The following is a 25,319-nucleotide window of genomic DNA, read 5'->3' as shown; positions in this document are numbered from 1 at the left end:
GTGCCAGTGGCGAGTGAGAGCGTCCTGCGGCTTCCCATCAGAGCATTCGGCTAGCCTTTCCCCGCGGTGGGGTGCGGGAAACCACTCTTAGGGTGATTATCACTCGGCGTGCCGAGTGTGGCGATCGTTGACGCACCCTCGGTGACTGCCTACCGTCGAGAAGGCAGGTCAAGGACGGAGGTCGGCGTGAGAAGCAGCGGCGACGGTACGGCTGGGGGTGCCCCCGGACGCAGTTTTGGGGAGAGCGGTCCGTACCCTCCCCAGAGCTCTCGGCTCCGCCCGAGTGGGGGGTACGCCCCGCACGGCAGGGTGACTGATCACGCTGCGCAGCGACCGACGGCCGTTTTCGGCGGCGGAGGGGCGGCGCCCATGGCGTCCGAGGAGATCGGCTACCGCGGTCCGACGGCCTGCGCGGCCGCCGGCATCACCTATCGGCAACTGGACTACTGGGCCCGCACCGGCCTCGTCGAACCGAGCGTGCGGCCCGCCCACGGCTCCGGGACACAGCGCCTGTACAGCTTTCGTGATGTCGTCGTTCTGAAGATCGTCAAGCGGTTCCTCGACACCGGGGTGTCGCTGCAGAACATCCGCACCGCCGTCCAGCACCTGCGGGAGCGCGGCTTTCGGGACCTGGAGCGGATGACGCTCATGAGCGACGGCGCCACGGTCTACGAGTGCACCTCGCCCGACGAGGTCCACGCACTGCTCCAGGGAGGTCAGGGCGTCTTCGGGATCGCCGTCGGCGTGGTGTGGCGGGACGTCGAGAGCGCCCTGTCGCAGCTGCACGGCGAGCGCATCGACACCGGGGAGACGCTCGTCGGCCACAATCCGGCGGACGAGCTGGCGCGGCGGCGCAACCGGGCCGTCTGAGGCCCTGCGCGCGGCTGCCGGCGGCTGCGGGGCACTGTCAGTGGCGTGAGGCAGCATCGGACATGTGAGAACCGCGCCCACGATCCTGCATCTCGACATGGATGCCTTCTTCGCCTCGGTGGAGCAGGCGTCCAAGCCGAGCCTGCGCGGCAAAGCCGTGATCGTGGGCGGGCTCGGGCCGCGCGGGGTGGTGGCGACCTGCTCGTACGAGGCGCGGGTGTTCGGGGTGCATTCGGCGATGCCGATGGCCCAGGCGCGCCGGCTCGCGCCGAACGCCGCGTATCTGGTGCCGCGCTTCGGCTTCTACCGGACGATCAGCGAGCAGGTCATGGGCCTGCTCCGGGCGCTGTCGCCGCTGGTGGAGCCGTTGAGCCTGGACGAGGCGTTCGTGGACCTGGAGGCCGGGGGGACCGCCTGGGACCGGCAGTCCGCACGGCTGGCGGGGATCAAGCTGCGGGCCGACATCCGGGCCGGCACCGGCCTCACCGGGTCCGTGGGCCTCGCCGCCTCCAAGATGCTCGCGAAGATCGCCTCCGAGCAGGCCAAACCGGACGGTCTGGTGCTGATCGAGCCGGGCACCGAGCGGGCGCTGCTCGGGCCGATGCCGGTGCGGACCCTGCCGGGGGTGGGTCCGGCGACCGGCGATCATCTGCGGCGGGCCGGGATCACCACGGTCGACGAGATCGCCGAGGCGGGCGAGGACGAGCTCGTCCGGCTGCTGGGCAAGGCGCACGGGCACGCGCTGTACGCCATGGCGCTGGCCCGCGACGACCGGCCGGTGGTCGCCGAACGGGAGGCGAAGTCCGTGTCGGTCGAGGACACCTACGACGTGGACATCCACGACCGGGTCCGGGTCGGGCTGGAGGTGCAGCGGCTTGCCGACCGGTGCGTGCGCCGGCTGCGCGGGGCCGGGCTGTCGGGGCGGACGATCGTCCTGAAGGTACGGCGGTACGACTTCTCGACGCTGACCCGTTCCGAGACGCTGCGCGGGCCGACGGACGATCCGGCGGTGGTGCGGGAGGCTGCGGCACGGCTGCTGGAGTCCGTGGACACGACAGGGGGTGTGCGGCTGCTCGGGGTGGGGGTGACCGGGCTGGCCGACTACACGCAGGAAGATCTCTTCGCTCAGGCGGCGGGGGAGCGGGCCGAGGGAGGCGAGGACGACATCGCTGAGGAGGCGGAGACGGAGGAGGCCGAGCCCGTCGAGCGGCGGTGGGCTGCCGGGCACGACGTGCGGCACGCCGAGTACGGGCACGGGTGGGTGCAGGGCAGCGGGCTGGGCAGGGTGACCGTGCGGTTCGAGACGCCCGACTCGGAGCCCGGGCGGGTACGGACCTTCCGGATCGACGATCCCGCGCTGGAGCCGGCGGAGCCGCTGCCGCTGGTTGCGCGAAGACCCGAGCCGCAGGGCTGAGCCGTGCAGGTCACGTCTCCTCCGAGCCGGCCAGCTTGCCGAACTCGCGGTCCGGGAGCGCCGGAGGAGCGGCCACGTCGAGGCCGTAGTGGTGGTAGAGCTGGAGTTCCTGCTCGGGGGAGAGATGCCGGCCCACGCCGAAGTCGGGGGCGTCCTTGATCAGGGCGCGGTCGAAGGGGACGTGCAGACTGCCGTCGATCAGCTCGCTGGGCTCCAGTGGCACGAAGGCGTCCCTGCTGAACAGGCCCGTCCGTATGGCGGCCCACTCCGGGACACCCGTCGCGTCGTCGAGGTAGACCTCGTCGATGGTGCCGATCTTGGTGCCGTGGCGGTCGAATGCCTTGCGGCCGATCAGGTTGCGCGGATCGATGTCGGTCTGCACGGGCCCTCCACTGGCTAGCACCTCATCCGTAAGCACTACGAAAGAGCACAATGCGGAAGGCGGCCACTCGAAGGTCCGGGCGTTGACCTCGCTGGTAGTCTGACAAACGGCTGCTGACCCCGTGCGGGAGAGTCCTCCGGACATCACCGGAGGCGCCGAAGGAGCAAATCCTCCCCGGAATCTCTCAGGCCCACGTACCGCACGGACGAGGTCACTCTGGAAAGCAGAGCGGGTGTCACGGCTCCCGCTCTCACCGACGGTGCAAGCCGGACGTCCCTCGGGCGGCCGGTGAAGCTCTCAGGTTGAGATGACAGAGGGGGAGGCCGTCGGGGCACCCGTGCCGTGGTGTCCCTCGAAGGTCGCGTCAGACCAGGAGGCCTCCGCAATGACCGCCCATCGCATTCCGCTCTCCGAACTCGAAGCGGGCATCCCCTTCGAGCAGCGCCACATCGGGCCCGACCAGGAGGCGCGGGCCAAGATGCTCGCGCAGGTCGGCTACGGCTCGCTCGACGAGCTCACCGCCGCCGCGGTACCGGATGTGATCAAGAACGCCGACGCCCTGGACCTGCCGGGCGCCCGCACCGAGGCCGAGGTGCTGCGCGAGCTGCGCTCCCTCGCCGACCGCAACCAGGTCCTGGGGTCCATGATCGGCCTCGGCTACTACGGGACGATCACCCCGCCCGTCGTCCTGCGCAACGTCATGGAGAACCCGGCCTGGTACACGGCGTACACCCCGTACCAGCCGGAGATCTCGCAGGGCCGCCTGGAGGCGCTGCTGAACTTCCAGACCGTGGTCGCCGACCTCACGGGCCTGCCGACCTCCGGCGCCTCCCTGCTGGACGAGGGCACGGCCGCGGCCGAGGCGATGGCGCTGTCCCGGCGCATGGGCAAGAACAAGAAGGGCCTGTTCCTGGTCGACGCGGACGCGCTGCCGCAGACCATCGCCGTGATCGAGACCCGCGCCGAGCCGACCGGCGTCGAGGTCGTCGTCGCCGACCTCAGCGAGGGCATCCCGGCCGACGTCGCCGAGCGTGAGATCAACGGCGTGCTGATTCAGTACCCGGGCGCCTCCGGCACCGTGCGCGACATCAAGCCGGTCATCGACCAGGCGCACGAGCTGGGCGCGCTCGTCACCGTCGCCGCCGACCTGCTGGCGCTGACGCTGCTGAAGTCGCCGGGTGAGCTGGGCGCCGACATCGCGGTCGGCACGACGCAGCGGTTCGGTGTGCCGATGGGCTTCGGCGGGCCGCACGCCGGTTACATGGCGGTCCAGGAGAAGTTCGCGCGCAGCCTGCCCGGGCGGCTCGTGGGCGTGTCCGTCGACGCCGACGGGAACAAGGCCTACCGGCTCGCACTGCAGACGCGTGAGCAGCACATCCGGCGCGAGAAGGCGACCAGCAACATCTGCACCGCGCAGGTGCTGCTGGCGGTGATGGCCGGGATGTACGCGGTGTACCACGGGCCCGAGGGCCTGAAGGGCATCGCGCGGCGCACGCACCGGTACGCCGCGATCCTCGCCGCGGGCCTCCGGGTCGGCGGCGTCGAGATCGTCGACGGCGCCTACTTCGACACCGTCACCACGCGAGTGCCGGGGCGTGCGGCCGAGGTCGTCGCCGCCGCGCGCGAGAACGGTGTCAACCTGCGGCTCGTGGACGCCGACCACGTCTCCATGGCCTGCGACGAAACCACCACGCGGGCCGAACTGGCCGCCGTGTGGGCCGCGTTCGGCGTCGCGGGGGACATCGAGGCGCTGGACGGCGTCGCGGAGGACGCGCTGCCGGGCGGGCTGCTGCGCACCGACGACTACCTGACCCACCCGGTCTTCCACCAGCACCGCTCCGAGACCGCGATGCTGCGCTACCTGCGCCGGCTAGCCGACCGCGACTACGCGCTCGACCGCGGCATGATCCCGCTGGGCTCCTGCACCATGAAGCTCAACGCGACCACGGAGATGGAGCCGGTCACCTGGCCGGAGTTCGGGCAGATGCATCCGTTCGCGCCCGCCGAGCAGGCCCAGGGATACCTGACGCTCATTCGTGAGCTGGAGGACCGTCTCGCCGAGGTCACCGGGTACGACAAGGTGTCGTTGCAGCCCAACGCGGGCTCGCAGGGCGAGCTGGCCGGACTGCTCGCCGTGCGCGGGTACCACCGGGCCAACGGCGACGAGCAGCGGACCGTGTGTCTGATCCCGTCGTCGGCGCACGGCACGAACGCCGCGAGCGCCGTCATGGCCGGGATGAAGGTCCTCGTCGTGAAGACCGCCGAGGACGGCGAGATCGACGTCGAGGACCTGCGGGCGAAGATCGAGCAGTACCGCGACGAGCTGTCGGTGCTGATGATCACCTACCCGTCCACGCACGGTGTGTTCGAGGAGCACGTCGCCGACATCTGCGCCCAGGTGCACGACGCCGGCGGGCAGGTGTACGTCGACGGGGCCAACCTCAACGCGCTGGTGGGGCTGGCGAAGCCGGGTCACTTCGGGGGCGACGTCTCCCACCTCAACCTGCACAAGACGTTCTGCATCCCGCACGGCGGCGGTGGGCCGGGCGTCGGCCCGGTGGCCGTACGGTCGCACCTGGCGCCGTACCTGCCGAACCACCCCCTGCAGCCCGAGGCCGGGCCGGAGACCGGGGTGGGGCCGATCTCGGCCGCGCCGTGGGGGTCGGCGGGCATTCTGCCGATCTCCTGGGCCTACGTGCGGCTCATGGGCGGCGAAGGGCTGAAGCGGGCCACGCAGGTGGCCGTGCTGAGCGCCAACTACATCGCCAAGCGGCTGGAGCCGCACTACCCGGTGCTGTACACCGGTCCGGGCGGGCTGGTCGCGCACGAGTGCATCATCGATCTGCGGCCGTTGACCAAGGCGACGGGCGTGAGCGTCGACGACGTGGCCAAGCGGCTGATCGACTACGGGTTCCACGCGCCGACGATGTCGTTCCCGGTGGCCGGGACGCTGATGATCGAGCCGACCGAGTCCGAGGACCTGACCGAACTCGACCGGTTCTGCGACGCGATGATCGCGATTCGGGCGGAGATCGAGAAGGTCGGGGCGGGCGAGTGGCCGGCCGACGACAACCCGCTGCGGAACGCTCCGCACACCGCCGCCGCGCTGGGTGGCGCGTGGGAGCACGCGTACTCGCGTGACGAGGCCGTCTTCCCGGGCGGGGTGTCGGTGGCCGACAAGTACTGGCCGCCGGTGCGGCGCATCGACCAGGCGTTCGGTGACCGGAACCTGGTGTGTTCCTGCCCGCCGTTGGACGCGTACGAGGACTGAGGCGGCGCGGGCCGACGACGGCCGCGGCAGGCCGGCCCCTGACGAGGGCTGAGGCCGGCCGGCGCGTCGGCGCGGGTCCAGGCACGTGAACGAGGGCTCCCGTTGAGGGAGCCCTCGTCGCGTTTCAGGCGGGGTAGGCGTGTGTCTGGGTGGCCTTGACCGCGGCCCAGACCAAGGCGCCGGGGTGCAGGTCGAGTTCCGCGGCGGCGACCGTGGTGAGGTCGGCGGTGAGGGGGAGTTCGCCGGTGAGGGCGGCGCGGATCTGGTCGCCGTGGGTCTCCAGGCCGGCGACCTCGCAGCGCCAGAGGTTGCGGGCGCTGGAGGCGGTGGGGCGGTCGCGGTAGAGGGTCACCGCGCTCGGGGGGAAGGCGACGAAGACGGCGCCCTTCAGGTCCTCGGTCGTGGTGAGCGCGGGGCCGGCTTCCAGGTGGACCGTGTGGCCCTCGGCGGTGCCCTTGTAGAGGTTGAGGCCGACCAGCTGGGCCACGTAGTCGGTGCGGGGGCGGCGAGCGATCTCGGAGGGGGTGCCCTCCTGGACGACGCTGCCGTGTTCGACGACGATCAGGCGGTCGGCCAGGACCATGGCGTCCAGCGGGTCGTGGGTGACGAGTACGGCCACCGCCTCGAAGTCGGCGAGGTGGCGTCGGAGTTGGGCGCGCACCTCCAGACGGGTGCGGGCGTCGAGGGCGGCGAGCGGTTCGTCCAGGAGGAGCAGCCGGGGCCGGGTGGCCAGGGCGCGGGCGAGGGCGACGCGTTGAGCCTGGCCGCCGGAGAGATGCCGGGGTCTCGCGGAGGCGTGGGCGGTCAGGCCCATGCGGGCCAGCCATGCGGCTGCCTCGGCGCGGGCCTGTGGCTTGGTGGCGCCGTGACAGCGGGGGCCGAAGGCGACGTTGTCCAGGGCCGTGAGGTGGGGGAAGAGGAGGTAGTCCTGGAAGACGACGCCGATCGGGCGGGACTCGGGGGGTGTGTCGTGCAGGTCGGTGCCGTCCAGGTGGAGGTCGCCGGCGGTGAGGGGAGTCAGGCCGGCCAGGGCGCGCAGGGCGGTGGTCTTGCCCGCGCCGTTGGGACCCAGGAGGGCCACCACTTCGCCGGGCGTGGCGGTGAGCGTGATGTCCAGCCGGAAGGGGGGGTGGTCGACGACCAGGTGGGCGTGCAGGCCCTCCGTGCGGGGGCGGGTGGGTGTCGTGTCGTCGACGTCGGTCATGGCGTGGGTGTCCTGGCGGTGGGTGTGCGGGGTGGGTGTTCCCAGGCCAAGTGTGCGGCGGGACCGCCCGCGGCCATGGCGGCTGCGGCGGCGGAGGGGGCGTTCATGAGGGCGTGATCCAGCGGTCCTTGAGGGCTGCGAGTACGGCGATGGAGACCGTGAGGAGGACCAGGCTGAGGGCGATCGCCGCCGCCGGGTCGTTCTGGAGGGCCAGGTAGACCGCAAGGGGCATGGTCTGGGTGCGGCCGGGGAAGTTGCCGGCGAAGGTGATCGTCGCGCCGAACTCGCCGAGGGCGCGGGCCCAGGCCAGGACCGAGCCCGCCGCGATGCCGGGGGCGATCAGGGGCAGGGTGACGCGGCGGAACGCCGTGAAGCGGGAGGCGCCCAGGGTCGTGGCCGCCTCCTCGTAGCGGGGGTCGGCGGCGCGCAGGGTGCCCTCGACGCTGATGACGAGGAACGGCATCGCCACGAACGTCTCCGCGATCACCACGCCCGCCGTCGTGAACGGCAGGGTGATCCCGAACCACGCGTCGAGCCACTGCCCGACCACGCCGTTGCGGCCGAGCGCGAGGAGGAGGGCCACGCCGCCGACCACCGGCGGCAGGACCAGCGGCAGGGTCACCAGGGCCCGGACCAGGCCGCGGCCGGGGAAGTCCGTGCGGGCCAACAGCCAGGCCAGCGGGACGCCGATGACCAGGCTCAGCGCGGTCGCCATCGTGGCGCAGACCAGGGAGAGCCGCAGGGCCTGCCAGACGCCGGGGCTGGTGAGCTGTCCGGGCAGGGTGCTCCACGGTGTGCGGATGAGGAGGGCGACGAGCGGGAGCAGCAGGAACGCCAGGCCCAGCAGGGCGGGCAGGAGCAGGGCGAGCGGTACCGTCCGCGGACGCGGTCCCGTGCGGGTGCGACCGCCCTCCAGGGTGGCGGCGGACTTCCTCATGGCTCGAGGAACCCGGCCTCGGTCAGCACCTTCTGGCCGTCGGCCGACTTCACCAGGTCGATGAAGGCCTGCGCCGCCTCGGCGTTGGGCGCGTCCTCGAGCAGGGCGATCGGGTAGTCGTTGACGGCGTCGGCCGACTCGGGGAAGTCCACGCCCTCCACCTTGTCACCGGCCGCCCGCACGTCGGTCTTGTAGACGACGGCGGCGTCGGCCTCCTTCAGCTCGACCTTCGTCAGGGCGCTCTTGACGTCCTGCTCGTAGGAGACCGGCGTGAGCTTGAGCTTGCCGGCGTCCAGTGCCTTCCTGGCGGCGGCGCCGCACGGCACGGACTCGTCGCACAGGACGACCTTCAGACCGGACTGGGTGAGGTCCTTGAGGGAGGAGATGTTGTCGGGGTTGCCCGGCAGGGTGGCGATCTCCAGCTGGTTGCGGACGAAGGTGGCGGGGGTGCCGGACGTGCCGCCGGCGTCGGTGACGACCTTCATCGTCTTGGGGCTGGCCGACGCGAAGACGTCCGCCGGGGCGCCGCCCGTGATGCTCGCGGCCAGCGAGTCGCTGCCACCGAAGCTGAAGGTGACCTTCGTCCCCGGGTGCCGCTGCTCGAACCGCTCGCCCAGCTTCGTGAAGCCCTCCTCGAGGGAGGCGGCGGCGAAGACGGTGACCGTGCCGGAGGGGTTCGCGGGGGCCGCGGCGGAGGAACCCGACTTCGCGGTGGCGTTCGTGTCGGACGAGGAGGCGCAGGCGCTCAGGGCGAGCAGCAGGGCGGCTCCCGCGCCGCCCGCCCGAAGGGTGCGGCGGCTCCGGCGGGTGGACAGGGTCTGCACGGGGCGACTCCTCGGCTGCTCGCTGTCGGGGATGAGCGCGAGCGGCTTCCCGGGAAAGCGATCGGCGCAACGCCGCGGGAACGTCGCGGGACAGCGGCCCCTCGCGGGAAGCGGCCGTTCGGGCTCATCCGATACGCCGATGATACTGGCGCAGATGCAAGTCGAAAGTCCTCGGTCGTATCGCATGAGCGGGGAAAGCCGGGGATGGATGATCGCATGTGCGAGGTGGCAGGGTACTCAGGCGCGGTCGATGTGCACGTTCGTCGACTTCACGCGGGCCGTGGCTTCCATGCCGACCTCCAGGCCCAGCTCCTCGACGGCCTCGCGGGTGAGGAGCGAGACCAGGCGGTGCGGGCCGGCCTGGATCTCGACCTGGGCGGCGACGTCGCCGAGCTTGATCGCGGTCACGATGCCGGGGAAGGCGTTGCGGGCCGAGGTGTACGGGGGCTCCTCCTCGCCGCTTCCCGTCCGGGCGAGTTCGACCGAGAACGCGGCCAGGTCGCGGCCGTCGATGAGCCGACGTCCGCTGTCGTCGCGGTGGGTGGCGACCCGGCCCGCGTCCGCCCAGCGGCGTGCGGTGTCGGGGCTCACGCCGAGGAGCCGTGCGGCCTGGCCGATCGTGTAGGAGTGCATGCCGGTCACGATAGGGCGGCGAGCGGAGACGGGGGTCCAGGGGTTGGCCGCCGGTCGTCCCGGTGGACCTCACCCGGTCTGCACCCGTGGGTGGCCCTCACCCCGTATGCACCCGCGGTCGCCGGGTCACGTCCGGTTCCGCCTCGCGCAGGACCTCTCGGGTGACCGGGGCCACCTCGCCCTGACCGAAGAGGAAGAAGCGCAGGAAGTTGGCGAACGGGTTGCCCTCGGTCCATTCGAAGTAGATGTGCGGGGTGCGGCCCGTGGTGTCGCGGACGTGCAGGAGCAGGGCGGCGAGGGCGTTGGGGACGGAGGAGGACTCGAGGGTCAGGACCCGGTACCGGTCGTGCATGACCGTGCCGTGGACCGTGAGGCCGGCCTCGAACTCGGACGGGTCGGTCACCGTGACCTCCACGAAGACGAAGTCCTCCTGGGCGGCGACGTCGGTGTCCCGGCGGATCTGCTCGACCTTGGCGCGGTAGTCGGCGATGTCGCGGTTCTCGGGCTCGTTCGCGATGAAACGGATCTTGCGGCTGGCGATGTCCCGGACGAACCGTTCCGCCATGGGGTCCAGCGTCACGCTGGTGACCCGCAGCTCGAAGGCCCGGGCCAGCCGGGACGCCAGGGAAAGGATCATGATGCCCGCGATGAAGCAGGCGCCGATCTTCACACCGTCCGGGCGCTCGATGACGTTCACGACCGTGGTGTAGACGAACACCGTCGAGATCACCCCGAAGGCGATGGTCCAGTGCCGTTCTGCGGCTCTGCGCGCGGCGATGGTCACCGCGATCGCGGCGGAGCTGATCAGCACCAGCACGCCGGTGGCGTACGCGCCGCCCTGCGCGTCGACGTCGGCGTTGAAGATCCAGGTGACCAGGAAGGCGACCAGGGTGAACACGATGACCATGGGGCGGACCGCCCGCGCCCAGTGCGGGGCCATGCCGTAGCGGGGGAGGTAGCGGGGCATCAGGTTGAGCAGTCCCGCCATCGCCGAGGCGCCGGCGAACCACAGGATGGCGATGGTCGAGACGTCGTACACCGTGCCGAAGGCGTTGCCGAGGTACTCGTGCGCCAGAAACGCCAGCGCACGGCCGTTGGCCTGGCCGCCCTCCTCGAACTCGCGCGCCGGGATGAGCAGGGTGGTGATGAAGCTGGTCGTGATCAGGAAGCAGCTCATGATCAGGGCGGCGGTGGTGAGAAGCTTCTTGGTGCCGTGGATCCGGCCCTTCGGGTGCTGCTCGGTGTCGCCGATGTCGCCCTTGACGTGGGGCATCACGGCGACGCCGGTCTCGAAGCCGGAGAGGCCGAGGGCGAGTTTCGGGAACACGATCAGGGCCACGCCGATCATCACGAAGACGTTGCCGTGGTCGGCGGTCAGGGCGTGGGACCAGTCCGTGACGACGTGGCTCCCGGTGGCGATGTGCCAGAGGCCGACCACGACGACGACCGCGTTCAGTGCGAGGTAGGCGGCCACGAGGGCCACCGCGACGCCGATCGCCTCCAGGAAGCCCTTGAGGAACACCGCGCCGAGCAGGGCGATCAGCACCAGGGTGATCAGCATCTGCTGGTCGTGCAGGACCTCGTTCAGGTGCGGGTTCTCGATCAGGTGGGTGGACGCGTCCGCGGCCGAGAGCGTGATGGTGATGAGGAAGTCCGTGGCGGCGAAGCCCAGCAGGGTGAGGACGAACAGCTTGCCCTTCCAGAAGGTGAGCAGGCGTTCCAGCATCGCGATCGAGCCCTGGCCGTGCGGGCTCTCCTCGGCCACTCTCCGGTACACGGGCAGGGCGCCCGCCAGGGTGACGATCACCAGCACCACGGTCGCGACGGGCGAGAGCAGGCCAGCGGCGAGGGCGGCGATGCCGGGCTGGTAGCCGAGGGTGGAGAAGTAGTCGACGCCGGTCAGGCACATCACCCGGTACCAGGGCCGGCCCTCGTGAGCGGGCGCCGGTGCGGCGTGCGGGCCCTGGTGGCCGCCGGCCCTGCCCATGTCGGACAGCCCCTCCAGCATCCAGGCGCGCAGGCGGCCGGGCGCGGGGTGTTCGGTCGGGGCCATCGACGTGCTCCTGATGTGCGGCTCGGCATGCCATGCCATCCCGGCCGTCACATGGACGGCGCCCTCAGCGTAAGCGGAGAGTGACAGCCGGGCCCGCGGTCGCGCCGGCCCGGGGCGTCAGGGTCGCGTCGAGAGTGGCCGGTGGCACGGGGCGGCGCACCAGGAGGGCGGCCGCGGACCGACTTGGACCTCGCTGGGCCGTACGGGGGACGGAAGGCCCTTCGCCTACTCCAGCAGCCCCGACACCTTGAACACCGTCCACGCCGTCTCGCGGTCGATCCGCTCCGACACCCGCCGCAGCGCCGTCGCCCCGCACAGCAACTCCCCGTGCGCCACCGACCGGTGGGCGTCCTCGTCGAGGCGGTGCCACAGTGCGGGGTTGTCGACGAGGACCCGCGGGTCGATCTCGACGCGGTCGACGAACGCGTCGCGCAGCACCAGCCGCCGGCAGACGCCGTCCGGGCAGCGCACCGACACCAGCCGGTCGGTGCGCACGACGCAGGTGCACAGCAGGAGCGCGACGCGAGCCAGCCGGTGCCGGCCGAGACGCGGGGCGGGCACAGCACCGCGAAGAGCAGTGCGCGAGCGTCCACCAGAGGAGGGCGCGCCACAGGGCGAGGGTGCCGGCGGCCCAGTCGACGTGGAGAAGCAGGGCCAGGAGCATGGCCGCGCAGCGCACCGCGCTGTAGAGGTCCCGTGTCCAGCGGCGGTCGTACGCCTCGGTGCCGGAGTGCCTTTCGGGTGCGCGGGAGAGTCCGTGTCGCACGTCGTCGGGGGTTCCATGCCATCGACCCCAGGACGCCGTGAGGCTCGGCGGCCCCGCTCGACGGGACCCTGATGGGCGCTGGGTCGTTTCTTGACGCCTTGAGAGCGCGGCGACCCGGAGGCGTCCTTCGCAGCCGCGTCCGGACTTCGTCAAGCGGGACGAACCAGCGGGGTGCCGTCGTCGCGGACGCGGTACGCCGGGAGGCGGATGCGGTGACCGCCGGTTGCGGTTCCGGCCGTCCTGAGATCTGCGCCGCACGACCCGTAAGAGACCCGTCAAAGCCGCGCAGCGCCCCGTCAGGGAGCCGTCAACGACGGTCGAAACCGGTCGCAGGGGCGGTTTCCTCTCATTGTCACTGTTCAACCGAACCTCGACTCCAGGAGCTCACGATGGCCGACCTGGCCTTCGTCGTCACCACGCTCGCGCTCTTTGCGCTGGTGGCCCTCGTCGCCAAGGGGAGACGAAGCTGTGACCGCCGAAAACGTCGTCGGCCTGGTCGTGGCCGTCGCCCTGCTGGGCTATCTCGTCCTCGCCCTGATCTTCCCGGAGAGGTTCTGAGCACAGCATGGGTCCCGTACTCGCAGGCGTCCTCCAGCTGGTCGCCCTGACAGGCGCCCTGGCGATCGCCTACGTCCCCCTCGGCACCTACATGGCCAAGGTCTACTCCTCCGGCCGGCACTGGCGTGTCGAGCGGTGGATCTACAAGGGCATCGGCGCCAACCCCGACGCCGAGATGCGCTGGACCGCGTACCTGCGCGGTCTGCTCGCCTTCTCGGCGGCCGGTGTTCTCTTCCTCTACCTGCTGCAGCGGCTCCAGGGCGTGCTGCCCGGCTCGCTCGGCTTCGCCTCGATCGACCCGGACCAGGCGTTCAACACCGCCGTGTCCTTCGTCACCAACACCAACTGGCAGTCGTACTACGGCGAACAGGCCATGGGCCACGTCGTGCAGACCGCCGGTCTGGCGGTGCAGAACTTCGTCTCCGCCGCCGTCGGCATGGCCGTCGCGGTGGCGCTGGTACGGGGGTTCGCCCGCCCCCGCAGTGGCGAACTGGGCAACTTCTGGGCCGACATGGTCCGCGGCGTCACCCGCGTCCTGCTGCCGCTGGCGTTCGTCGCCGCGATCGTGCTGGTCGCCTGCGGTGCCATCCAGAACTTCTCCGGCATCCACGAGGTCGGTCAGTTCCTGGGCGGCTCGCAGCAGTGGAACGGCGGTGCCGTCGCCTCGCAGGAGGCCATCAAGGAGCTGGGCACGAACGGTGGCGGCTACTTCAACGCCAACTCCGCCCACCCCTTCGAGAACCCGACGCCGTTCTCCAACCTGTTCGAGATCTTCCTGATCCTGGTGATCCCGTTCTCGCTGACCCGCACCTTCGGTGTCATGGTCGGCTCGGTGAAGCAGGGCTACGCGATCCTCGCGACCATGGCCACCATCTGGATCGCCTTCATCGGCCTGATGTGGTGGACCGAGTTCGCCCACCGCGCCCCGGCCTTCGAGATCGCCGGTGCCGCGATGGAGGGCAAGGAGGTCCGCTTCGGCGTCGGCGCCTCGTCGGTCTTCGCCGTGTCGACCACGCTCACCTCGACCGGTGCCGTGGACTCCTTCCACTCCTCCTTCACCGGCCTCGGCGGCGGGATCACCATGCTCGGCATGATGCTGGGCGAGATCGCGCCCGGCGGTGTCGGCTCCGGCCTCTACGGCATCCTGATCATGGCGGTCATCGCGGTGTTCATCGCGGGTCTGATGGTCGGCCGCACACCCGAATACCTGGGCAAGAAGATCGGCACTCGCGAGATCAAACTGGCGGCCTGCTACCTCCTCATCACCCCGGCGCTGGTCCTCGTCCTCACCGCCTTCGCGATGGCGCTGCCGACCCCGCCGCACTCGATGCTCAACTCCGGCGCGCACGGATTCTCCGAGATCCTGTACGCCTACACCTCCGCCGCGAACAACAACGGCTCGGCTTTCGCCGGTCTGAACGCGGACACGCAGTGGTTCAACACCACCCTCGGCATCGCGATGCTGCTCGGCCGGTTCGTGCCGATGGTGTTCGTGCTGGCGCTGGCCGGTTCGCTCGGCGAGCAGAAGCCGGTCCCGGTCACCGCGGGCACCCTGCGCACCGAGAAGCCGCTGTTCACCGGCCTGTTGGTGGGCGCAATCCTGATCATCACCGGTCTGACGTACTTCCCGGCCCTCGCGCTCGGGCCCGTGGCCGAGGGGCTGGCGTCATGACCACTCGTACTGCGAATCAAGAGGACTCCATGTCCACAGCCACTCCGACCCGGGCGCCGCACAGTGACCTGCCGACCGGGCACAAGACCTCCGAAGCCCGTGTCGGCGCGGGTCTGTTCGATCCCAAGCAGCTGGTCAAGTCGCTGCCGGACGCCTTCCGCAAGCTCGACCCGCGGGTGATGATCAAGTCTCCCGTGATGTTCGTGGTGCTGGTCGGGTCCGTGCTGACCACCGTGTTCTCCTTCACGGACCCGACCGACTGGTTCGGCTGGACCATCAGCGCCTGGCTCTGGCTGACCGTGATCTTCGCCAACCTGGCGGAGGCGGTCGCCGAGGGCCGCGGCAAGGCGCAGGCGGACACCCTGCGCAGGGCCAAGACGGACTCCGTGGCACGCAAGGTCGACGGGACCGTGGTGCCGGGCACCGAGCTGAAGGTCGGCGACCTGGTCGTCTGCAAGGCCGGGGACGTCATCCCCGGTGACGGCGACGTCGTCGAGGGTGTCGCCTCGGTCGACGAGTCGGCCATCACCGGTGAGTCGGCGCCGGTCATCCGGGAGTCCGGCGGCGACCGCAGCGCGGTCACCGGCGGCACGAAGGTGCTCTCCGACCGGATCGTCATCAAGATCACCACAAGGCCGGGCGACACCTTCATCGACCGGATGATCCGCCTGGTCGAGGGCGCGGCACGGCAGAAGACGCCGAACGAGATCGCGCTGAACATCCTGCTGGCCTCGCTCACGATCGCCTTCCTGCTGGCGGTCGCGACCCTGCCGCCGTTCGCGGACTACGCGGGCACCCGACTGACGATGGTCGTGCTGGTCGCGCTGCTGGTCTGCCTCATCCCGACCACCATCGGCGCCCTGCTCTCCGCGATCGGCATCGCCGGCATGGACCGCCTGGTGCAGCGCAATGTGCTCGCCATGTCGGGTCGCGCGGTCGAGGCCGCCGGTGACGTATCCACGCTGCTGCTGGACAAGACCGGCACCATCACGCTGGGCAACCGGCAGGCGTCGGAGTTCGTGCCGGTGAGCGGCGCCACCGACGCCGAGCTCGCGGACGCCGCCCAGCTGTCGTCGCTGGCCGACGAGACGCCCGAGGGCCGCTCCGTCGTCGTACTGGCGAAGGCGAAGTACGGCCTGCGCGAACGGCACCAGGGCGAGCTGGCGGGCGCCGAGTGGATCGAGTTCACCGCCCAGACCCGGATGTCGGGTGTGAACGTCGACGGACGCAGGATCCGCAAGGGCGCGGCCGGTTCGGTGATCGCCTGGGTCGAGGAGCGCGGCGGCGAGGTCGCCGAGGACGCGGACAGGCTCGCCAACAGGATCTCCGAGGCGGGCGGTACGCCGCTCCTGGTCGCGGTCGAGGACGGCGCCGGGGCCCGGATCCTGGGCGTCATCCACCTCAAGGACGTCGTCAAGGACGGCATGCGCGAGCGGTTCGACGAGCTGCGCCGCATGGGCATCAGGACCGTCATGATCACCGGTGACAACCCGCTCACCGCCAAGGCGATCGCCGAGGAAGCGGGCGTCGACGACTTCCTCGCGGAGGCGACGCCCGAGGACAAGATGGCGCTGATCAAGCGGGAGCAGGCCGGCGGCAAGCTGGTCGCGATGACCGGTGACGGCACGAACGACGCCCCCGCGCTGGCGCAGGCGGACGTCGGTGTGGCGATGAACACCGGCACGTCGGCCGCCAAGGAAGCCGGCAACATGGTCGACCTCGACTCCAACCCGACCAAGCTCATCGAGATCGTCGAGATCGGCAAGCAGTTGCTGATCACGCGCGGCGCGCTGACGACGTTCTCCATCGCCAACGACGTCGCGAAGTACTTCGCGATCATCCCGGCGCTGTTCGCGGCCGTCCACCCGGGCCTGGACAAGCTGAACATCATGCAGCTGTCCTCGCCGGACTCGGCGATCCTGTCGGCAGTCGTCTTCAATGCGCTGATCATCATCGCGCTGGTGCCGCTGGCCCTGCGGGGCGTGCAGTACCGGCCGGTGAGCGCCGACCGGATGCTCCGCCGCAACCTCGGGATCTACGGCCTGGGCGGGCTGACAGCCCCGTTCGTCGGCATCAAGCTCGTCGACATGCTCATCTCGCTGATCCCCGGGATCGGGTGAAGGACCATGAACAACTCCCTTGTGAACACCGGCCGGTTGTTCGGGGCGGGCCTGCGGGCGCTCCTCGTGCTGACCGTGCTCACCGGCATCCTCTATCCGCTGGCCGTCACAGGCGTGGGCCAGGCGCTGTTCAACGACAAGGCGAACGGCTCGGAGATCACGTCGGCCGGCAAGGTCGTCGGCTCCTCGTTGATCGGCCAACAGAACTACGGCCTGGACTACTTCCAGCCGCGCCCCGCCGGCGGACTCGGTGAGAACAGCGTCAACACCCAGTACGAGCTGCTCCTGTCCGGCGCGACGAACCGCTCCGGCGACAACGCCGAACTCATCCAGATGGTCAAGGAAGCCAAGGCCAAGGTCGTCAAGGACAACTCCACGGCCGACTACAAGGTCACGCCGTCCCAGGTGCCCGCCGACGCGGTGCTGTCCTCCGGTTCCGGACTGGACCCGGACATCTCCCCGCAGTACGCAGAGCTCCAGGTCCACCGGGTTGCGGAGCGCAACGACCTGTCCGTCGCCGACGTGCAGAAACTGGTGGACCGGCACGTCCAGGGCCGCACCCTCGGCTTCATCGGCGAGCCCCGGGTGAACGTCCTGGAACTCAACATCGCGCTCAAGGGACTTGTGGCGAACAGCGGTTGAGGGCGATGTCCGGCTCCGGCGGCTCGTACGACTGGAAGGCGCACACCCATGACCCGGGTGCTGGTGGTGGAGGACGACCCGCGGCTCGTCCGGGCCCCGTTGATCAACATGCAGGCCAGCCGGTACGGAGTGGACGCCGCCCCCGACGGCGTCACCGCCCTGGCCCGCCGCGTCCGCGCCGAGCTGACCGAGGCCTGTACGGCGGCCGGGCTTCCCGTGCTACGCCTGCTCCTGGAACCGGGCCGGGCGATCGTGGGCCCGGCGGGCATCGCCCTGTACCGCGTCCTGGCCGTCAAGCGCACTGGCTCGCACCTGTTCGTCGCCGTCGACGACGGCATGAGCGACAACCCCCGGCCCGCCCTCTACGGCGGGCGGTACGCGCCACGCCTCATCGGCCGCCCTGGAACGGCACCCGTGGCCCCGATGACCGTCGTCGGCCGGCACCGCGAGGCGGGCGACGTCCTGGCCGCCGACGTCGAACTCCCCGCCGCCGTCCGCCCCGGGCGACCTGCTCGCCGTCCCCGTGGCCGGCGCTTACCAGCTGTCCATGGCCTCCGGCTACAACCTGGTCGGCCGCCCACCGCTGGCCGCGGTCGCGACGGCCACGCCCGGCTGCTGGTACGCCGGGAGTCGCCGGCGGACATCCGCAGCAGGGACGTGGGCTGTAGTCGGCCCCTGTGCGGAACCGGTGCCACCTCCGGGCGAGTGACGTCCTGGCCTCGCCCGGAGGTGGCCGTGCCCCTTGCCGGGTGCGGAAGAGGCCTCCTAGGGTGCCTGTCCGGGAATCAGGTGTGGGGAGCGACGCGTATGCGGACGTACGGGAATCCGGTCATCGGCGGCTTTCATCCGGACCCCAGCGTCTGCCGGGTCGGCGAGGACCACTACCTCGTGTGCTCCAGCTTCGAGTATTTCCCGGGCGTACCGATCTTCCACAGCCGTGACCTCGTGCACTGGCGGCAGATCGGCAATGTGCTGGACCGCCCGGAGCAGTTGAGTCTCTCCGACGACACGCGCGCCTCCGACGGCATCTACGCCCCGACCATCCGGCACCACGACGGCCGCTTCCACGTCATCACCACTGACGTCGGCGGCAAAGGCACTTTCATCGTCACCAGCGAGCGGCCCGAGGGACCGTGGTCCGACCCGGTGCTGGTCGAGCTGCCCGGCATCGATCCCGACCTCGCGTGGGACGACGACGGCTCCTGCTGGTGCGCGGTCGCGGGCGTTTCGGTGGCGCGCATCGACCCCGGCACCGGGAAGGTGCTCGAAGGCCCGCTGCCGGTGTGGTCCGGATCGGGTCTGAAGGACCCGGAGGCCCCACACCTCTACCGCATCGGTGACTGGTGGTACCTGCTCCTCGCCGAGGGCGGCACGGCCCGCGAGCACTCCGTCTCCGTCGCTCGGGCCCGCTCCCCCCGGGGACCGTACGAAGCGGCGCCGCACAACCCCGTCCTCTCCCACCGGGGCCTGGGCCTGCCCATCCAGAGCACCGGCCACGCCGACCTGGTCCAGGCGCCCGACGGCACCTGGTGGATGGTGCTGCTGGGCACCCGGCCGAAGGGCTACTTCCCGCAGTTCCACGTCCTCGGCCGGGAGACGTTCCTGACCCCGGTGCGCTGGGTGGACGGCTGGCCGCGGGTCGGCCCGGTGCTGGAGCGCCACGAGGCGCCGGCCGCCTGGCACCCGCTCGCCGCCGAGCCGGGACGCGACGACTTCGACGCCACGCACCTCGCCCCGTACTGGATCTCGCCGCGCCGCCGCCCGGACGGCTCCTGGTCGCTGACCGAGCGTCCCGGGTGGCTGACGCTGACCGCGACGGGCAGCAGTCTCGACCGACCCGGGCACACGTTCGTGGGACGCCGGCAGCAGCATCACGACTGCCGGGTCACCGCCCTCCTCGACCCCGGTGCGGGACGGGCCGGGCTGTCCGTGCGCATGGACGACGCGCACCACTACGACCTGGAGGTGAGCGGGGGAGAGGCGGCCGTGATCGCCAGGATCGGTCCCGTACGGCAGACGGTCGCCCGGCACGCCGTGGCGCCGGGGCCGCTCACGCTCACCGTCGACATCCGCACCACCGGCGTCCTGGCGCCCACGGTCACGGCCGCCGCAGAGGCCGCTCCGGGCATCAGGGCCGGCGGACCCGACACGATCGGCTTCTCGGTCGGCGGGGTCCGGTTGGCCGAGCTGGACGGACGGTATCTGTCCACCGAGGTGGCGGGCGGCTTCACCGGGCGGGTGATCGGCATGTACGCCACCGAGGGCCGCGCCGCGTTCGACTGGTTCGCCCATGTGCCCGGTCCGGGGCCGGACGACCACCGCGAGTGACGGCACCCGGACACGCGTCGGGGCCGGTGCGCGAGGAACTGCGCGTCCGGCCCCAGATGTGTCCGGGCGGTGCTCCGAGCAGCCGCCCCCGGTGTGCTCAGGCGGCGGTCATCACCTGGCTGCCGGCCGGCAGCCGGTGCGGGGCGATGATCTGGCCGTCCGGCAGGAGCTCACCGGTGTCCTCGAAGAGCACGACACCGTTGCACAGCAGGCTCCAGCCCTGCTCCGGGTGGTGCGCCACGAGACGGGCGGATTCCCGGTCGGCGGAGTCGGCGGTCGGGCACGGTGGCTGGTGCTGGCACATGGAAGGAATCTCTCGCTCGGTCGTGTCGTCCGGAATTGCTGTCGTGTCTGTGCCGCGGCGTGAAGCGTCGTTCATGGCCGCCCCCCGTTGTGATAAGTCGGTCGAACCCAGTGTTGCCCTACGGGCGTCTTTCCGCAGGGATTTCGCTGCACCGCCTCTTCACAGGTTGATGACGCCTCATCCGCGCGGACGGTTCATCCAACTGCACTGTCCCTTCGGGTGGTTCGGGGTGGCCTGATGGGGCTAGTCCGGACGGACCGGAAAGCGTTTCCGGCTCATCCGAGCGAATAGTCACTCACCCGAGCCAATGAGACCGCTCGGGTGAGTAGAGGGGTGCTCCTACGAGCAATTCCCTGCGCTGGAAACACGGCAAAAGCGTAAATGCGCAACAGCGGAAACGCCAGGAACGGCGAAAACAGCCGCAACAGCAACGCACCCCGCCACCGGGATCCGGTGGCGGGGTGCGGGAGACGGAGTTGCCGCGGGACGTCCGATCGGCCGTCAGGCCGGTGAGCCGAGCAGGGGGGTGGGCGGGGCCGGCGGCACCCGGAGGGTCAGCACCGGGAGCAGTTCGGCGACCCGGTGCGGCCGGTTGGCCGCGATGCCGGGCGGGGCGGGGGCCAGCGGGACCAGCAGATCGGTGGCCGCCGGGTGGCCGACGGCGCCGTCGGCGCTGCAGTCGCCGTGCAGCCAGAGCGTGAGCATGTACAGGCCGGGCACGGACAGCAGGCGCGGTTGGTACGACTGGGTGAGCGTCTCGGCCTGGCGCAGTGCGCGTTCGGTGGAGACGACGTACGGCCCTTCGAAGAAGTGCGAGAAGGCCCAGCCGTCCGGCGTCAGCATCGTCTCCGCGGCGGCCACCGCGTGGTCGCCGGAGCGGATCAGGAAACGCCAGCCGGCCAGTCGGGTGACCGGCTCGCCCTTGGCCGTGATCCGGTCCAGTACATGGACCGGCAGCGGCAACTCGGGGGTGACGGGGCCCTGGGCGCTGCGCAGGGCGGGGGTTCGGGCCTCGCGGACCGCGGTCGGGGAACCGAGCGCGGTGAGGACGGAGCGAAGTGCGGGCGCGGGCGCCGGAGGGACATGCAGCGGCATGGTGGGTCGCCTCTCATTCGACAGGCAGGGTGACGCGAGGGGGCGGGGGCGGACAGCGCTGTCAGCTCACGGGGACAGAGAGGCGGGGCCGCGGTCTGCGAACGATGGTGTGGGTGTGAGGCCCGCCGGGCGTGATCGCGGCGGCGGTTTCCTCCGACCATGGGCGCCAGCCTTCTGCCCTGTCGACCGAGTTTATACGACATTTGTTCAGCCGGTGTTTCGTCTAACCGTTTCCGGGCACTCGCACAAGAGTTCATTCGGTCAGCGATACGTGAAAATCATCCCGATTCCCCAGGGGGGACACCGCCATGACCTCGGAGAATGTCGACGCCGCGGTCGGCCAATTCTCGTCGGCGTTTTTCACGAGGCTGTCGGCGGCGGAAAGTGCACGCAGCGTCATGCCCGGTGAATGTGCCGCCGGTCTTCTACACCCCAGGTGGCCAGAGTAGCGGCTGCGGACGTTCACCGAAGGCGTTATCGATCGCTCGGGCTGGGCATCATCCACCCTGACCCGGACACCGGCGGCCGGATCATTCGGCCCGCCCACCGAGGAGGGACTTCGATGGGGGAGAAGGTCGTGGCGGGCGCGTTCGACCTGTCCGATCGCCAGCGCTACCGCACGAAGCTCCAGCAGTGCCTGCGGGGGCTGGAGCGACTGCTGAAGGAGGAGCGGTTCGATCGCCCGAAGAACCTCATGGGTCTGGAGATCGAACTCAACCTCGCCGGTCCCGACGGCATGCCCAGAATGCTCAACGGGCAGGTCCTGGAAAGGATCGCGAGCCGCGACTTCCAAACAGAACTCGCCATGTTCAACCTGGAAGTCAACATCGCTCCGCACCGGCTGGGCGGGCGGGTATTCGACCGGCTCGCGGAGGAACTCCGGACGTCCCTGGCCTATGCGCACCGGAAAGCGGGCGAGGTGGACGCCGGTATCGTGATGATCGGCATTCTGCCGACCCTCGAACGGGACGACCTGGTCTCCTCGAACCTCTCCGACGTGGACCGCTACGTCCTGCTCAACGACCAGATCGTGGCCGCCCGGGGCGAGGACTTCACACTCGACATCGACGGCGTGGAACACCTGACCTGCACCTCGAAGTCGATCGTGCCGGAGGCCGCCTGCACGTCCGTGCAACTGCACCTCCAGGTCACGCCGGGACGGTTCGCCGACGTGTGGAACGCCGCGCAGGCCGCCGTCGCCCCGCAGATAGCCGTGGGCGCCAACTCTCCGTTCCTGTTCGGCCGCGAGCTGTGGCGCGAGTCCCGGCCGCCGCTGTTCCAGCAGTCCACCGACACCCGCCCGCCCGAGCTCCAGGCGCAGGGCGTCCGGCCGCGCACCTGGTTCGGCGAGCGGTGGATCGGCTCGGCGCTGGACCTCTTCGAGGAGAACCTGCGCTACTACCCGGCGCTGCTGCCGATCTGCGACGACGAGGACCCGCTGGCCGTGCTCGACGCGGGCGGCGTGCCGAAACTCGCCGAACTGGTACTGCACAACGGCACGGTGTACCGCTGGAACCGGCCCGTCTACGGCATCGCCGACGGCGTCCCCCACCTGCGCGTCGAGAACCGGGTCCTGCCCGCCGGGCCGACCGTCACCGACGTCCTCGCCAACGCCGCCTTCTACTACGGCCTCATCCGCGCGCTCGCCGAGGACGCCCGGCCGGTGTGGACCCGGCTGCCGTTCGAGGCCGCCGCGGCCAACTTCGACGCGGCGTGCCGGTACGGCATCGACGCGCGCTTCACCTGGCCGCGGCGGGGGCGGTACGGCGGCACGGCGGAGGTCGACGCGGTGAGCCTCGTACGGGACGAACTGCTGCCGCTCGCCGAGGCCGGGCTGGACGCGTGGGGAGTCGAACCGGCCGACCGCGACTTCTACCTCGGCGTGATCGACGAGCGCTGCCGGCGCCGGGTGAACGGGGCGTCCTGGCAGGTCGCCACCTTCCACCGGGCCATGGAGACGGGGATGTCCCGCGAGGCGGCCCTGGCCGCGACGACACGGCGATACGCCGAGCTGTCGCACCAGGGGGAGCCGGTGCATTCCTGGCCGGTGGGCGTGCCGGAGGCTGCCCGGCTGGGTTAGGGGTGTGTCGTCGGCCGGGCCCCGGGTTCGTGGTGCTCGGCGCTGCTGTGCCTCGCCGGTGGGGCGGGGCCTCTCGGTGTCCGGTGGTGTGTTTCGCCGATCGGGCCGGGGGCTTGGTGTACGTGACCGTGCCTCGCCGATCGGGTTGGGAGCTTGGTGTGCGTGACCGTGCCTCGCCGATCGGGCCGGGGGCTTGGTGTACGTGACCGTGCCTCGCCGATCGGGCCGGGGGCTTGGTGGACGTGCCTCGCCGAGCGGGCCGGGGGCTTGGTGTACGTGACCGTGCCTCGCCGTGTTGTCGTCCGTCGCCGTCGGTGCGCGCTGTGACGGCTGGACCTCGTCGAGGCTGTGTGAGGCCGGTGCAGGGGGTGGGCGCCGGTGCACAGCTGCGTCTGCGAGGCTGTCGGGTGGGATCTTCGTGGCTCGGGCGAGGCGGCTCGGGTGAAGATGTGCGCTGAACTACTCGACTGGAGGCGGGCGTGCAGGGTGAGGCCGGAACCGTGGAGGGGACCCCGTCGGGCGAGGCGCCCTCGCGGCGGGTGCTGCGGGACGAGACCTTGCTCGTGCTCGCGGTCTCACTGGGCGCCAGCGCCGTGTCCGCGCTCATCAGTTTCGTCGGCTCCCTCACGAGACCCGGTGGACTGAAGGACCAGGCCGCCACCCTCAACGCCTCCGCCGCCCCCGGCCGCCCCTGGCTGGATCTGGCGTGGCAGCTGTTCGGAATCGCCACCGCGCTCGTTCCCGTCGCCCTCGTCGCGCACTTCCTGTTGCGCGAGGGACGAAGTCTCAGGACCCTCGGTTTCGACCGCACCCGCCCCTGGTCCGACCTCGGACGCGGTGCCGTCCTCGCCGCCGTGATCGGCAGCACCGGCATCGTCTTCTACCTCGCCGCGCGCGGCCTCGGATTCAACCTCACGGTCGTCCCCGAGGCCCTGCCCGACGTGTGGTGGAAGCACCCGGTGCTGATCCTGTCGGCCCTGCAGAACTCGATCCTCGAAGAGGTCGTGGTCGTCGGCTATCTGCTGCGCCGGCTCGACCAACTGGGCTGGTCGCCCGGCGCCGCGATGGCCGCCAGCTCCGTGCTGCGCGGGTCGTACCACCTCTACCAGGGCATCGGCGGCTTCATCGGCAACATGGTGATGGGCGTTGTCTTCGTCTACCTCTACCGCCGCTGGGGCCGGGTCGGCCCCCTGGTGGTCGCCCACTCGCTGCTCGACATCGGGGCGTTCGTGGGGTACGCGCTGCTCGCCGGCAAGGTGGACTGGCTGCCCACGGCGTGACGCACTAGGCCAGCAGCTCGCCCTCGATCACCGTCACCGCCCGGCCGCTCAGCAGCGTACGGTCGCCGCGCAGTTCCGTGCGGACGCGGCCGGAGCGGGGCGAGGCCTGGAGCCCGGTCAGCTCGGCGCGGCCGATGCGCTCGGACCAGAAGGGGGCCAGCGCGGTGTGGGCGCTGCCGGTGACCGGGTCCTCGTGGACGCCGACGTTCGGGAAGAAGCACCGGGAGACGTAGTCGTAGCCGAGGGCCGGATTCTCCGCGCGGGCGGTGGCGATGACGCCGCGCGTGGAGTGGGCGCCGATGGCCCGGTGATCGGGGCGCAGGGCGTGGACGGTCCGCTCGTCGGTGAGCTCCACCAGCAGGTCCCCGACGTTCGGGCCGGTGTCGAGGGCCGTCAGCGGCTGCGCGCCCAGCGCCTCGGCGAGCCCTTCGGGGACGTCGACCGGTGTGAGCGGGGCGGTCGGGAAGTCCAGGGTGATCGAGCCGTCGTCGCGGGGCGTCGCCACGAGGACGCCGCTGCGCGTGGCGAACCGTACCGGGCCCTCCTGGGCGGCCGTGGTGTGCAGGACGTGGGCCGTCGCGAGGGTGGCGTGGCCGCACATCGCGACCTCGGCCGCCGGGGTGAACCAGCGCAGCGCCCAGTCGGCCTCGCCGCCCTCGGGCAGCGGGTGGGCGAAGGCCGTCTCGGCGTGGTTGACCTCCAGGGCCACCTGCTGCATCCGGTCGTCCTCGGGGAAGGCGTCCAGAAGCACGACCCCGGCCGGGTTGCCGGTGAACGGGCGGTCGGTGAAGGCGTCGACGATTCGAATCCGCATGGGCCTCGACGGTAGGAGCTGCGCGACGCCGCAGACCAAGGCCAATGCGCCATCACTGGACCGTTTCCCAGG

Annotated in this window: 20 protein-coding genes, 2 pseudogenes and 1 riboswitch; of the genes and pseudogenes, 11 read left to right on the top strand and 11 right to left on the bottom strand. The window is 71.0% G+C overall.

Going from position 1 to position 25,319, the window contains the following annotated elements; genetic code table 11:
- Positions 1-186: 186 nt before the first annotated feature.
- Entirely contained in the window at positions 187-870 is a 684-nt protein-coding gene (locus IPT68_RS05960) for a MerR family transcriptional regulator (RefSeq protein WP_189697098.1), read from the top strand.
- Positions 871-934: 64 nt separating this feature from the next.
- Positions 935-2,373, top strand: a pseudogene (locus tag IPT68_RS05955) (DNA polymerase IV).
- Here IPT68_RS05955 and IPT68_RS05950 read toward each other — a convergent pair.
- Positions 2,295-2,666 (bottom strand): PRC-barrel domain-containing protein, encoded by a 372-nt coding sequence (locus IPT68_RS05950; RefSeq protein WP_189697100.1) that lies wholly within the window; start codon positions 2,664-2,666, stop codon positions 2,295-2,297. The pseudogene IPT68_RS05955 and the gene IPT68_RS05950 overlap by 79 nt on opposite strands.
- Before the next feature lie 114 nt (positions 2,667-2,780).
- Positions 2,781-2,876, top strand: a riboswitch (glycine riboswitch).
- 175 nt (positions 2,877-3,051) lie between these two features.
- Here IPT68_RS05950 and gcvP point away from each other — a divergent pair.
- Positions 3,052-5,937 (top strand): aminomethyl-transferring glycine dehydrogenase, encoded by a 2,886-nt coding sequence (gcvP, locus tag IPT68_RS05945; RefSeq protein ID WP_189697101.1) that lies wholly within the window; start codon positions 3,052-3,054, stop codon positions 5,935-5,937.
- A gap of 124 nt (positions 5,938-6,061) precedes the next feature.
- Here gcvP and IPT68_RS05940 read toward each other — a convergent pair whose 3' ends face one another.
- The 6 genes from IPT68_RS05940 to IPT68_RS33885 all read right to left on the bottom strand — a co-directional run bounded on the left by IPT68_RS05940 (position 6,062) and on the right by IPT68_RS33885 (position 12,149).
- Positions 6,062-7,141: an ABC transporter ATP-binding protein gene (locus tag IPT68_RS05940; RefSeq protein WP_189697102.1), complete on the bottom strand. Its 1,080-nt coding sequence runs from the start codon at positions 7,139-7,141 to the stop codon at positions 6,062-6,064.
- Positions 7,142-7,244: 103 nt separating this feature from the next.
- Positions 7,245-8,078, bottom strand: coding sequence for an ABC transporter permease (locus IPT68_RS05935; protein ID WP_189697103.1), 834 nt, complete (start codon positions 8,076-8,078; stop codon positions 7,245-7,247).
- Positions 8,075-8,902 carry a molybdate ABC transporter substrate-binding protein gene (gene modA / locus IPT68_RS05930; RefSeq protein WP_189697104.1) on the bottom strand — a complete coding sequence of 276 codons (828 nt, stop codon included), beginning with the start codon at positions 8,900-8,902 and terminating at the stop codon, positions 8,075-8,077. Before modA ends, IPT68_RS05935 begins: the two co-directional genes overlap by 4 nt.
- 237 nt (positions 8,903-9,139) lie before the next feature.
- Positions 9,140-9,535 (bottom strand): TOBE domain-containing protein, encoded by a 396-nt coding sequence (locus IPT68_RS05925; RefSeq protein WP_189697105.1) that lies wholly within the window; start codon positions 9,533-9,535, stop codon positions 9,140-9,142.
- Between the two features lie 97 nt (positions 9,536-9,632).
- Entirely contained in the window at positions 9,633-11,588 is a 1,956-nt protein-coding gene (locus IPT68_RS05920) for an APC family permease (RefSeq protein ID WP_189697106.1), read from the bottom strand.
- A gap of 225 nt (positions 11,589-11,813) precedes the next feature.
- A complete protein-coding gene (locus tag IPT68_RS33885) occupies positions 11,814-12,149 on the bottom strand; it encodes a hypothetical protein (RefSeq protein WP_228040290.1) in 336 nt (111 codons plus the stop codon).
- Positions 12,150-12,822: 673 nt separating this feature from the next.
- Here IPT68_RS33885 and kdpF point away from each other — a divergent pair.
- From kdpF to IPT68_RS05885, 6 genes and pseudogenes are all read left to right on the top strand, one after another.
- Complete coding sequence (gene kdpF, locus IPT68_RS05910) at positions 12,823-12,912, top strand: K(+)-transporting ATPase subunit F (RefSeq protein WP_009326374.1); 90 nt, start codon at positions 12,823-12,825, stop codon at positions 12,910-12,912.
- A gap of 7 nt (positions 12,913-12,919) precedes the next feature.
- Positions 12,920-14,584, top strand: a complete 1,665-nt coding sequence (gene kdpA, locus IPT68_RS05905) for a potassium-transporting ATPase subunit KdpA (RefSeq protein ID WP_189697107.1) — start codon at positions 12,920-12,922, stop codon at positions 14,582-14,584.
- Positions 14,581-16,704, top strand: a complete 2,124-nt coding sequence (gene kdpB / locus IPT68_RS05900; protein ID WP_189697108.1) for a potassium-transporting ATPase subunit KdpB — start codon at positions 14,581-14,583, stop codon at positions 16,702-16,704. The genes kdpA and kdpB overlap by 4 nt, the downstream gene beginning before the upstream one ends.
- Positions 16,705-16,710: 6 nt before the next feature.
- Entirely contained in the window at positions 16,711-17,346 is a 636-nt protein-coding gene (locus IPT68_RS05895) for a potassium-transporting ATPase subunit C (protein ID WP_189697109.1), read from the top strand.
- A 48-nt stretch (positions 17,347-17,394) separates the two neighbouring features.
- Positions 17,395-17,790, top strand: a pseudogene (locus IPT68_RS35190) (hypothetical protein); the annotation flags it as partial.
- Between the two features lie 363 nt (positions 17,791-18,153).
- Positions 18,154-19,674 carry a glycoside hydrolase family 43 protein gene (locus IPT68_RS05885; protein ID WP_189697404.1) on the top strand — a complete coding sequence of 507 codons (1,521 nt, stop codon included), beginning with the start codon at positions 18,154-18,156 and terminating at the stop codon, positions 19,672-19,674.
- Positions 19,675-19,771: 97 nt separating this feature from the next.
- Here the strand turns inward: IPT68_RS05885 and IPT68_RS05880 are convergent, their stop codons facing one another.
- From IPT68_RS05880 to IPT68_RS05870, 3 genes are all read right to left on the bottom strand, one after another.
- Entirely contained in the window at positions 19,772-19,978 is a 207-nt protein-coding gene (locus IPT68_RS05880; RefSeq protein ID WP_141311624.1) for a DUF5999 family protein, read from the bottom strand.
- 501 nt (positions 19,979-20,479) lie between these two features.
- Positions 20,480-21,073, bottom strand: coding sequence for a hypothetical protein (locus IPT68_RS05875; RefSeq protein WP_189697110.1), 594 nt, complete (start codon positions 21,071-21,073; stop codon positions 20,480-20,482).
- A gap of 253 nt (positions 21,074-21,326) precedes the next feature.
- Positions 21,327-21,473: a hypothetical protein gene (locus IPT68_RS05870; protein ID WP_189697111.1), complete on the bottom strand. Its 147-nt coding sequence runs from the start codon at positions 21,471-21,473 to the stop codon at positions 21,327-21,329.
- 162 nt (positions 21,474-21,635) lie between these two features.
- Between IPT68_RS05870 and IPT68_RS05865 the strand changes: the two genes are divergently transcribed.
- The gene (locus IPT68_RS05865; protein ID WP_189697112.1) at positions 21,636-23,153 is read left to right on the top strand and encodes a glutamate--cysteine ligase; all 1,518 of its coding nucleotides are present in this window, start codon (positions 21,636-21,638) and stop codon (positions 23,151-23,153) included.
- A 479-nt stretch (positions 23,154-23,632) separates the two neighbouring features.
- A complete protein-coding gene (locus IPT68_RS05860) occupies positions 23,633-24,433 on the top strand; it encodes a CPBP family intramembrane glutamic endopeptidase (RefSeq protein ID WP_189697113.1) in 801 nt (266 codons plus the stop codon).
- Positions 24,434-24,437: 4 nt separating this feature from the next.
- On the opposite strand, the gene IPT68_RS05855 is transcribed toward IPT68_RS05860, so the two are convergent.
- Entirely contained in the window at positions 24,438-25,247 is an 810-nt protein-coding gene (locus IPT68_RS05855) for a PhzF family phenazine biosynthesis protein (protein ID WP_189697114.1), read from the bottom strand.
- Positions 25,248-25,319: the final 72 nt, after the last annotated feature.

Origin of the sequence: Streptomyces chromofuscus, from assembly GCF_015160875.1 — a bacterium.
Classification (GTDB): domain Bacteria; phylum Actinomycetota; class Actinomycetes; order Streptomycetales; family Streptomycetaceae; genus Streptomyces; species Streptomyces chromofuscus.
This window is presented reverse-complemented; position numbering and strand designations above follow the sequence as displayed.

Excerpts from the sequence above, each read along its gene's own strand:
- IPT68_RS05925 (WP_189697105.1), bottom strand. The coding sequence starts at position 9,535 with ATGCACTCCTACACGATCGGCCAGGCCGCACGGCTCCTCGGCGTGAGC.
- IPT68_RS05865 (WP_189697112.1), top strand. The coding sequence starts at position 21,636 with ATGGGGGAGAAGGTCGTGGCGGGCGCGTTCGACCTGTCCGATCGCCAG.
- kdpA (WP_189697107.1), top strand. The coding sequence starts at position 12,920 with ATGGGTCCCGTACTCGCAGGCGTCCTCCAGCTGGTCGCCCTGACAGGC.
- IPT68_RS05880 (WP_141311624.1), bottom strand. The coding sequence starts at position 19,978 with ATGTGCCAGCACCAGCCACCGTGCCCGACCGCCGACTCCGCCGACCGG.
- IPT68_RS05870 (WP_189697111.1), bottom strand. The coding sequence starts at position 21,473 with ATGACGCTGCGTGCACTTTCCGCCGCCGACAGCCTCGTGAAAAACGCC.
- IPT68_RS05920 (WP_189697106.1), bottom strand. The coding sequence starts at position 11,588 with ATGGCCCCGACCGAACACCCCGCGCCCGGCCGCCTGCGCGCCTGGATG.
- IPT68_RS05855 (WP_189697114.1), bottom strand. The coding sequence starts at position 25,247 with ATGCGGATTCGAATCGTCGACGCCTTCACCGACCGCCCGTTCACCGGC.
- IPT68_RS05940 (WP_189697102.1), bottom strand. The coding sequence starts at position 7,141 with ATGACCGACGTCGACGACACGACACCCACCCGCCCCCGCACGGAGGGC.
- IPT68_RS05875 (WP_189697110.1), bottom strand. The coding sequence starts at position 21,073 with ATGCCGCTGCATGTCCCTCCGGCGCCCGCGCCCGCACTTCGCTCCGTC.
- gcvP (WP_189697101.1), top strand. The coding sequence starts at position 3,052 with ATGACCGCCCATCGCATTCCGCTCTCCGAACTCGAAGCGGGCATCCCC.
- IPT68_RS05895 (WP_189697109.1), top strand. The coding sequence starts at position 16,711 with ATGAACAACTCCCTTGTGAACACCGGCCGGTTGTTCGGGGCGGGCCTG.
- kdpB (WP_189697108.1), top strand. The coding sequence starts at position 14,581 with ATGACCACTCGTACTGCGAATCAAGAGGACTCCATGTCCACAGCCACT.
- IPT68_RS05885 (WP_189697404.1), top strand. The coding sequence starts at position 18,154 with ATGCGGACGTACGGGAATCCGGTCATCGGCGGCTTTCATCCGGACCCC.
- IPT68_RS05935 (WP_189697103.1), bottom strand. The coding sequence starts at position 8,078 with ATGAGGAAGTCCGCCGCCACCCTGGAGGGCGGTCGCACCCGCACGGGA.